The sequence below is a fragment of the Frankia sp. QA3 genome, assembly GCF_000262465.1.
GTDB lineage: Bacteria > Actinomycetota > Actinomycetes > Frankiales > Frankiaceae > Frankia.
On record NZ_CM001489.1, the window covers coordinates 2052917 to 2061752 of the forward strand.

Sequence of the window (8836 nt, forward strand, 5' to 3'; positions counted from 1 at the left end):
ACCTCATCGTAGAGCCCGGCGCCCGTTGATCCCGGACGGGCCGCCCCGGGGCGAACACCCCCAGCGGGCCGAGTCGCTGCTGCCCGCGGCGGAACCGGCACCGTCGGCTACCGGTCAGATCCCTTTCTGGGTGGCCACATCAGCACGCTCGCCGTGATCGCGAGTTCGAGACCACCCAGAACCACGAGCACCAGCCCCACCTTGCTCAGCGTGAACACGGGGGTGTCGACACCCCGGCCGGCGAGGTTCAGGGTGAGTCCCGCGGCCAGCATGGCCGCGCCGGCGATCAGCGACCTGACGTTCCCGGACACGTGCCCTCCTCGAAACCCACGGACCGCGTGCGCCCCCGACGCGCACATCGCTCGTCGTTGGCCGCTCCGGACACCGGCGCCGCCATCGGCCCGGTGTCGGATTCGTTCGCACGGATACGGTCCTCTCACGTCATCCAGTTAAGAATACGACTGTATTCCGATCGTGCGAGGTCGACAAGGGGTGAGACGTGCGATGCCCAGAGTGGTGGACCATGACGAGCGGCGTCGCGTCATCGCGGGCGCGGTGCTACGCCTGGCCGCACGAGAAGGTCTGGAGGCGGTGAGCATCCGATCGGTGGCGGCCGAGTGCGGGATGTCGGCCGGTGCCGTGCAGAAACACTTCGCCACCAAGGAAGACATGATGCTGCGAGCGCTCGAGCTCACCGAGGAGCGCCTCGAACGCCGCTACGCGGCCCTGCCGGACGACGCCGGGGTCGGCGAGCACATTCGCCAGGCACTCCCGCTGGACGAGGAACGGCGCGAAGAGGCGATCGTCATCACCGCCTTCACCGCCCGGGCCGCGAACCGCGCCGACTGGGGCCGGTTTCTCGCCGAGGGCTACCTGGCCGTCCAGGACTCCGCCGCGGAACTCCTGCGCCGGGCCCAGGCCGACGGCCTGCTCCCCGCCGACCGGGACGCGGACGACATGGCCGCCGGGCTGACCGCGCTGAGCGACGGCTTCAGCCTGCGCCTGCTCCAGCTGCCGCCCGGCTCACCGGAGGCCGATCGGCTGCTGCGTGCGTTGGACGCCTCGGTGCGCGCGCTGCTGGGAGTAGCGAGTTCCTGGTAGGGAGTAGCGAGTTCCTGGTAGGACTCTGTGAGGTAGCGGTCAGTCGAGGATGTCGACGACGGTGTTCGGGTCGACGTCGCGCAGCAGGAGGCTGTTGGCCAGCTCCAGGTGGCGCCGCCAGAACGCCTGGGCCTCGTCGGCCTCACCGGCGCGGATGTGGGCGAGCAGCCTGTCGTAGGCGCGGATCGCCCGCCCGTAGGCGGCGAGCTCCTCGGGGTCGTCAGGGGCGATCGACCGGCGGGTCTTCGCGGCGACGTGGCGGGCGATGATCTCCTGCATCATCTCGAAGGTCACCACCAGCGCGCGATTGCCGGAGCCCGCCACGACGCTGCGGTGCACGTCGGTGAACGCCGGGCCGGGGCGGCGGCGGTCGACCTCGTCGCGGGCGCGGGCGATGTCCGCGGCGAGCACCTCGGCCGCCCCGGGCGTGCCGCCTTCGGCGAACAGCCACGCCGCCAGCGGCTCGACGCCGAGTCGGGCGGTGAGCACCTCGGCGATCGTCGCACCGGCGAGCTGCAGGAGCAGCCCGGCGGGGCGGGCGACCATCTCCGGGCCGGGGACCCGGATGCGCGCCCCGGTCCGCGACCCGCGGCGCACCTCCACCAGCGACTCGGCCTCCAGCACCCGCACCGCCTCGCGCAGCGTCGGGCGCGAGACCCCGAAGTGCGCCATGAGCTCGGCCTCGCGGGGCAGGAAGTCGCCGGCGCGCAGCTCCCCGGCGACGATCATCCGGCGCAGCCGGCGGGTGAGCAGCTCCGCGGTCTTGGGGGAACGGATGCCGTCGCCGTGAACGGCGGGTGTCGCGAACGCCTGGGCGGTCATGGCGACGGACTCCTCTGCTGCTCCGGGCGGCCCGCCATGCCCGGCGGCACCCGCGGCCGCCGTCGACCACGGTGCGAGACTACCGGGGCACGCACAGATCCCCGCCGTGAGACCGGACACGGCGCCTGCCACGACGACGACCGTCCCAGGGCGGTGGCGAGGGCGGCGGCGCGGGCGAGACCTCTCCTCTGCGACGCGACAGCGGTAGCGTTCGGCCACCGGGTATTGCGCGAAATACAGCCACGTCCGCGACGAGATCACCCGAACGCGGCGACGCGGATGCACGTGGCTTACTGTCCGTCAACGAGGGAGCACGTATGTCCGACGAAGTTCTGGTCGAACACGCCGACGGGGTCACCGTCATCACGATCAACCGCCCGCAGGCGCGCAACGCCGTGAACCGCGCCGTGTCCGAGGGCGTCGCCGCCGCCCTCGACGAGTTCGAGTCCCGCAAGGACCTGACCGTGGCGATCATCACCGGCGCGGGCGGCACGTTCTGCTCCGGGATGGACCTCAAGGCGTTCCTGCGCGGCGAGAACGTCGTGGTCGAGGGCCGGGGCCTGGCCGGCATCACGCTGTCGCCGCCGCGTAAGCCGATCATCGCCGCGGTCGAGGGCTTCGCCCTGGCCGGTGGGTGCGAGGTCGTGCTGTCCTGCGACCTGGTCGTCGCCGCCGAGAACGCCGCCTTCGGCATCCCGGAGGTCAAGCGGGGGCTCGTCGCCGGTGCCGGCGGCCTGCTGCGCCTGCCCAAGCGCATCCCCTACCAGGTCGCCCTGGAGCTGGCGCTGACCGGCGACCAGCTCTCCGCCCCCGACGCCCACCGCTACGGCCTGGTCAACGTGCTGACCCCGGCCGGCGAGGCGCTGGCCGGAGCCCGGGCGCTCGCCGCCCGGATCGCGGCGAACGGCCCGCTGGCCGTCGCCGCCACCAAGGAGATCGTCGCCTCGGCGTCGGCCTGGCCGGCCGACGAGGCGTTCGACCGCCAGGCGAAGATCATGGAGCCGGTGTTCGCCTCCGCGGACGCCAAGGAGGGCGCGTTGGCGTTCGCCGAGAAGCGGCCGCCGGTCTGGCGCGGCGAGTGACCCTCGCCCGGCGAGGGGACTGACGGCGGGCGACGGCCGCGGCGGGGCACGACCATCCCGCCCGCGGCCGTTTCGCGTGCCGCCACGCGGCCAGCCGGCCGCCGGGAGTCACCAGCGGCGCCTCGAGCGCGCCTGTTTGTGGGGACGCAAGCCTGCCGCACCATACGCGGCCCTCCGGACGCACACCCATGCCCACCAGGCATAACACCACAAAGGTGTGCTAGGTATTGTGCTTGTGTGCGGACATTTTACGGTAATGTCCCCACCTCGGGCACGTGCCTGTTGTCACAGGCGGTGAACATCGCAATCGCGGGTTCCGGCCATGCGCACCCTGCCGCAGGCACATCGGAGTCCGCTGCGCGCCGTTCGCTGATCGTCGCCCGTCCTCGCCGATCTTCCACCGCCAGCCACCGAGGGGTTCGTTGCTTATGCGCCGCCGCCATTCCCAGTTACGTCTCGCGACCGCCGCGCTGACCCTGACCGCAGCCACCGCCACGGGCTGCGCCGGTGGCGCGGCGGGCGCCGCCGGCGACTGCGACACGCCCGGGGTGACCAAGGACGAGATCCGCATCGGTGTCATCTATCCGGACACCGGCGCGGTGTCGGGGCCGTTGCAGGCCTCCCGCGCCGGCATCGACGCCCGGCTCGGCCTGATCAACGCCAAGGGCGGCATCAACGGCCGCAAGATCGTCTACGAGTGGCGGGACGACCAGGGCACGCCGGAGACGAACGCGAACGCCGCCCGTGACCTCGTCGAGCACCAGAAGGTCTTCGGCGTGATCGAGTCCACGGTCGCGGCCAGTGGCAGCGCCCAGTACCTCAGCGACCAGGGCATCCCGGTCACGGGGCTGGCCGCCGAGGGCGTCTGGTCGAAGTACCGCAACATGTTCTCGTTCTCGTACACCACCGGCGCCCCCGTGGACACCTACGGCACGTTCGTGAAGTCCCGCGGGGGCAGCCGGGCGTTGCTGCTGCAGACCGCGCTGTCCGGCAGCGTCTCCGACGTGGGCACGAAGTGGATCCAGAGCATGCAGGCGGCGGGCATCAGCGACGGCGGGACCGTCAGCTACACGCCCGGCGCGGACAACCCGGCGGCGGTCGCCCAGCGCATCATCGCCAGCGGGGCCGACACGCTCGTCGCCATCACCGACACCGACGCCCTCGTCCAGGTGCTCGCGCAGCTTCGCTCCTCCGGGAACGCGCCCAAGGTCGTCATGGCGACGAACGGGTACGACGCCGAGCTGCTCAAGCGGTACGGAGCCGGGATGGCGGGGGTGACGGTGCCGCTGTTCTACCGCCCGTTCGAGTCCGGCGGGCCGGCGATCGCCGCCTACGTCGACGCCATGAACCGCTACGCGCCGCAGATCGGGCAGCCGCAGCGGGACATCCCGCTGATGTCGTTCATCCAGACGGACATGTTCGTCCGCGGGCTGGAGGAGGCCGGGGACTGCCCGACCCGGCAGGGCTTCATCGACGGGCTGCGCGCGGTGACGAACTACGACTCCGAGGGGCTCATCCAGCCCATCGACATCGCCCACGGCCAGGGCCGCCAGACCACCTGCTACGCCTTCGTGCAGGTCAACGAGGCCGGGACGGCGTTCGACGTCGTCAAGGAGCAGCTGTGCGGCAAGGAGATCGCCTCCTAACCGCGTCACCACCACCGCCCGTCCGCCCCGCTTCACGGGCGGGCGGGCGGTATTCCGTTAGGTCGTGCCGGAGGCTGGTGACGGCGGATCCCACAATGAGGAGAACCGCCGTCACCGTGTCCGTCTCAGTTCGCGTTCGCCCAGTCCGAGGTGTCGCAGTAGGAGGGATCCCGTCCGTCCTTGTCGAGGCAGATCTTAAAGTGGATCACGTGCCCCTCGTCGAGGTCGTACGGCTCTCCCAGGGATTTGCGGAACGTCTGGCAGTTACCGTTGCCACCGATGGTGTAGTGGTATTCATCCTTCCCCGCGGTCTTGTCGGTCACCTTCAGGTAGACCGCCCAGCCGTCGGACTCGATATCGCACAAGGTGACGACGTCCCCGTCGGGCTGGAACGTGACCCGGCCACCGGGGTCGCCGTCGTTGGTGTGCATCGTGTACGTCGTGGCCGCGAAGGCCCCGGGGGCCGTGACGGCCGCCCCCACCGTGACCGCCGTGCACATACCGGCGACGGCGACCGCCCTGCGAAACTTCATGGAACTCCCCTTCCGAGCCGTTCAGGCCACCGGGCACAAGCCCGTGAACCGTCACGGCACTCCTGTTTTCCGCGATCCTGCGCGGCGACTTCTCCCACCGGTCAGGACGACCGCGCGGATCCTCCGGCCACGAGAACGAGGGTCTTCTCCGCCGGCGCAACAAATTCCTTCGACGGCGTGCGGTGTCTCCCCACGTGGCTGCGGCCATCGTCGGCGTTCGTGCCCGTTGTTCGCCAGCACGCCATCGGGCGATCAATCAACTCCGAACAATCCGTTTGACCCCGCCGACGGCCGGCCCCAGACTTCGACAGCGTCGACGATCGACGCCGTCGAGGTCCACGGGAGGCATCAGGGCGCAGGCGGTCCGCTTCCACACCTACGGCGGCCCCGCGGTGCTGCGGGTCGAGCGGGTGGACGTGCCCGAGCCGGGGCCCGGCCAGGTGCTGATCGAGGTCGGCGCGGCGGGGGTGACCCTGCCGGTCGTGCGGCTCGTGCGCGGCAACCCGGGCGGCGGTGGAGTGCCGCTGCCGCACTGCCCCGGCGGTGAGGTGGCCGGACGGATCGCGGCGATCGGGGCTGGGGTGAGCGGGTGGCGGGCCGGTGCAGCGACGCTGCCTGGAGGCACTCGCGCCGCTGGGCCGACTCGTCGCCTACAACGGCATCGGCGGGCCGGTCGACGTCAACGAGCTGCGCAGGCAGGCGCGCTCGGTGATCGGATTCGCCATGCCGCATCTGGTCGCCCGCCGTCGCGACGTCTACGACGCCCACGCTCGCGAACTGTGGGAGCTGCACGCACAGGGCCTGCTACGACCCGTCGTCCACGCCGCATGGCCGCTGGAGCGGGCCGGTGAGGCGCATGCGGCGATCAAGGCGCGGGCGAACGTCGGCAAGATCGTGCCGAGCCCGGCCGGGCAGCGCTGACCACCGGGGCGTGGCCCGCGCCCGACGCGGGACGCCGCGGGCGTCGGGGCTGGCGTGGCGCGCCGGCTCAGGGCGCCGGCTCAGGGCGCCGGGTGCAGCTCCGTGCGCAGCTCGTGGCTGCCGTCGGGCAGGGCGGCCTCGTAGTACAGCCGGTGGGAGCCGTCCGGCAGGGGCACGACGCTGACGTAGCGCAGCGCGCCGTCGCCGTCCGGGGAGAACGCGACCGGCTCGGTGCCGACGGCGTGGAAGCGGTCGGGGGTGATGCCGACGGCGAGGCCGGTGCGCTCGGCCCAGTTCTGCGCGGCGCTCGCCCGCCCGTCGTAGTAGGCCACCGGCTGGGTGCCGCCGGTGAGCACGGCGCTGATCCGCACGCCGCGGGCGTCCCAGTGGTCCGGGCGGGGGGCGAGCGCCGTCCCGGTCCAGGTCCAGTGCACACCGTCGGGGCTGGTGGCGTGCCGGCTGTCCATCCGGTCGGTGGCCAGCGGGTCGTCGAGGGGATGGCAGGACGCCCAGAGCTGCCACTGGCCGTCGAGCAGGGCCACGACCGGGTCCTTCACGGCGAGGGTGGCCGGGTCACCGGGCAGCACCGTGCGCCGGCGCTGCGGGTCGAAGGCGGCCGGGGAGTCGGCCTCCAGCAGGTCCACCCACCAGTGCGGGCTGCCCGGGGTGGCGCAGCTGACATAGAGCCGCCACGAGCCCTGCGGGGTCGCCACCAGGGCGGGCCGTTCCAGGCTCTCCGCGCCGAACGGGTCACGCGGGACCTCGGCGATCTCGGTGAACGTCTCCCCGTCGGTGGAGCGGGCGATCACCAGCCCGTAGCCGCGGCCGCTGCCGACCGGGCGGCGCAGCCGGTAGGCCAGATAGAACACGCCGTCCACCAGCACCGCACAGGGCGCGCCGGCCCAGAAACCCGGGCCCGGTCCGGGGGAGGCTGCCACCGTGGTCGCGGGCCGCCGGCCGGGTAGGGGGATGATCTCGGACGTCGCGTACTGCTGGCTGATTGCCACGCCGCAACCCTACAGTTTCGGTGAGAAAGACGGCCTGGCAAGCCGGCCCCGGCGGGGTCGGAGCGCGGCTACGATCCTGATTTCACCGGTCGAGTTACTCGGCTATGCCTGCGCGTAGCCTTCGGCCGGCGCCGCCCCGCGCCCGGATCGACCGACGCCGATCCCCGTCCACGCCGATCCCCGTCCACAAGGAGCGACCGCCGATGGCCCTGCCCGACTTCCTCGTGCTCGGCGTGCCCAAGGCCGGCACGACCGCGCTGCACGCCGCGCTGTCGCGGCATCCGGCGTTGTTCCTGCCCGCGGTGAAGGAGCCGAAGTTCTTCCTCTCCGAGGGCCCGCCGCCGGCCCGCGGCGGCCCCGGCGACGCCCAGACGTACCAGGAGCACGTGTGGCGCCGCCGTGACTACGAGGCGTTGTTCGACCCGGCGCCCAAGGGGACGCTCACCGGCGAGGCGACCCCGTTCTACCTCTACGACCTCGACGCCCAGAACCGGATCAGGCGGCTGCTGCCGAAGGTGCGGATCATCGTCCTGCTGCGCAACCCGGTCGACCGCGCCCACTCCAACTGGACGCATCTGTGGGCGGCGGGGCTGGAGAGCGAACGTGACTTCGTCCGCGCCTGCGCGCTCGAGGAGCAGCGGCGCGATGCCGGCTGGGCGCAGTTCTGGCACTACGTCTCCCTCGGCCGCTACGGCGAGCAGCTCGCTCACCTGTTCGGCCTGTTCTCCCGCGACCAGGTGCTGCTGCTGCGCTACCGGGACCTGCGCGACTCCCCCGCCGCCACGCTGGACCGCGTCTGCGAGTTCCTCGGCGTCGAGACCGGGCTCGTCGACCTCGTGCCCTCGGAGAACGTCACGCCGTTCGTCGCCGACACCCCGGTGAACACGGCGCTGCGGGCGGTGCTGCGTACCGGCGGGCGCGTCGGTCACCACTTCCCCGTGCCGGTGCGCCACGCGGTGCGCGGCCCGCTGCTGGCGGCGCTGCAACGCCAGAAGGGCGGCCGGCCGAAGCTGACCCCCGAGCAGCGGCGCGCGGTGTTGCCGTACTTCGTCGACGACATCGCCCGGCTGGAGGAGCTCACCGGCCTGCCCTACCGCGACTGGCTCACCGTCGGCCTCGAACCCGAGGTGATCGACTGATCCCACCCGTGGCCCGCGCCCACGGCCGGACGGCGGGGCGCGGGTCGGCCGTGGGCGGGTCGGTTCAGCCCAGGGAACGCGGGTCCGCGGGGACGTCGACGGCGTGCGCGCGCAGCGCCTCCAGCGGGACGACCTCCAACGCCCGCTCGTGCGTCGAGGCGAGCACGACCGGGGCGGCGGCCCCGGCGTCGTAGGCCTGCAGCCAGCGGACGGCGACGACGCACCAGCGGTCCCCGGGGCGCAGTCCGGGGAAGGAGTACTCCGGCCGGGGGGTCGACAGGTCGTTGCCGACCTGGCGCTGATGGCGCAGGAACTCGGCGGTCACCACCGCGCAGACGGTGTGGCTGCCGAGATCCTCCGGACCGGTGCTGCAGCACCCGTCGCGGTAGAACCCGGTCACCGGATCGGTGCCGCAGGGTTCGAGGTCCCCACCGAGAACGTTGCGCTCCACTGCCACGCCGCCTATTTTCTCCCACGCGCGCGGTGGTCACACGACGTCTGGCCAGATCGGGCCGGGCGCGCGGCGGTGACGACCGGCACGTCCGCCCCGGCCGGCGCCCGCGGCGTCACCCGGGCGCCGTCGCG

The 8836-nt window shown here is 72.5% G+C and carries 10 protein-coding genes and 1 pseudogene; 6 read left to right on the plus strand and 5 right to left on the minus strand.

The annotated features are described in order from the left end of the window. Positions 1-107: 107 nt before the first annotated feature. Positions 108-311 carry a DUF5708 family protein gene (locus FRAQA3DRAFT_RS08355; protein WP_009738630.1) on the minus strand — a complete coding sequence of 68 codons (204 nt, stop codon included), beginning with the start codon at positions 309-311 and terminating at the stop codon, positions 108-110. 193 nt (positions 312-504) lie between these two features. Between FRAQA3DRAFT_RS08355 and FRAQA3DRAFT_RS08360 the strand changes: the two genes are divergently transcribed. After that, positions 505-1101 carry a TetR/AcrR family transcriptional regulator gene (locus tag FRAQA3DRAFT_RS08360; protein ID WP_009738631.1) on the plus strand — a complete coding sequence of 199 codons (597 nt, stop codon included), beginning with the start codon at positions 505-507 and terminating at the stop codon, positions 1099-1101. Positions 1102-1140: 39 nt separating this feature from the next. On the opposite strand, the gene FRAQA3DRAFT_RS08365 is transcribed toward FRAQA3DRAFT_RS08360, so the two are convergent. Then, positions 1141-1923, minus strand: a complete 783-nt coding sequence (locus FRAQA3DRAFT_RS08365) for a FadR/GntR family transcriptional regulator (protein ID WP_009738632.1) — start codon at positions 1921-1923, stop codon at positions 1141-1143. A 317-nt stretch (positions 1924-2240) separates the two neighbouring features. Between FRAQA3DRAFT_RS08365 and FRAQA3DRAFT_RS08370 the strand changes: the two genes are divergently transcribed. Both FRAQA3DRAFT_RS08370 and FRAQA3DRAFT_RS08375 read left to right on the plus strand, forming a co-directional pair. After that, on the plus strand, positions 2241-3005 hold the full coding sequence (locus FRAQA3DRAFT_RS08370; protein ID WP_009738633.1) for a crotonase/enoyl-CoA hydratase family protein: 765 nt from the start codon (positions 2241-2243) through the stop codon (positions 3003-3005). A gap of 428 nt (positions 3006-3433) precedes the next feature. Then, positions 3434-4651 (plus strand): ABC transporter substrate-binding protein, encoded by a 1218-nt coding sequence (locus tag FRAQA3DRAFT_RS08375; RefSeq protein WP_009738634.1) that lies wholly within the window; start codon positions 3434-3436, stop codon positions 4649-4651. Between the two features lie 125 nt (positions 4652-4776). On the opposite strand, the gene FRAQA3DRAFT_RS08380 is transcribed toward FRAQA3DRAFT_RS08375, so the two are convergent. Further along, positions 4777-5184, minus strand: coding sequence for a hypothetical protein (locus FRAQA3DRAFT_RS08380; RefSeq protein ID WP_009738635.1), 408 nt, complete (start codon positions 5182-5184; stop codon positions 4777-4779). 491 nt (positions 5185-5675) lie between these two features. On the opposite strand from FRAQA3DRAFT_RS08380, the pseudogene FRAQA3DRAFT_RS38550 reads away from it, so the two are divergent. Both FRAQA3DRAFT_RS38550 and FRAQA3DRAFT_RS35870 read left to right on the plus strand, forming a co-directional pair. Beyond that, a pseudogene (locus FRAQA3DRAFT_RS38550) lies at positions 5676-5741 on the plus strand (hypothetical protein); the annotation flags it as partial. A 43-nt stretch (positions 5742-5784) separates the two neighbouring features. Next, complete coding sequence (locus FRAQA3DRAFT_RS35870) at positions 5785-6105, plus strand: zinc-binding dehydrogenase (protein WP_035920692.1); 321 nt, start codon at positions 5785-5787, stop codon at positions 6103-6105. An 80-nt stretch (positions 6106-6185) separates the two neighbouring features. Here FRAQA3DRAFT_RS35870 and FRAQA3DRAFT_RS08390 read toward each other — a convergent pair whose 3' ends face one another. Then, positions 6186-7112 carry a hypothetical protein gene (locus FRAQA3DRAFT_RS08390; RefSeq protein WP_009738636.1) on the minus strand — a complete coding sequence of 309 codons (927 nt, stop codon included), beginning with the start codon at positions 7110-7112 and terminating at the stop codon, positions 6186-6188. Between the two features lie 203 nt (positions 7113-7315). Between FRAQA3DRAFT_RS08390 and FRAQA3DRAFT_RS08395 the strand changes: the two genes are divergently transcribed. Further along, positions 7316-8251 carry a sulfotransferase gene (locus tag FRAQA3DRAFT_RS08395; RefSeq protein WP_009738637.1) on the plus strand — a complete coding sequence of 312 codons (936 nt, stop codon included), beginning with the start codon at positions 7316-7318 and terminating at the stop codon, positions 8249-8251. 64 nt (positions 8252-8315) lie between these two features. Here the strand turns inward: FRAQA3DRAFT_RS08395 and FRAQA3DRAFT_RS08400 are convergent, their stop codons facing one another. Continuing rightward, a complete protein-coding gene (locus tag FRAQA3DRAFT_RS08400; RefSeq protein WP_085950024.1) occupies positions 8316-8708 on the minus strand; it encodes a DUF2237 family protein in 393 nt (130 codons plus the stop codon). Positions 8709-8836: the final 128 nt, after the last annotated feature.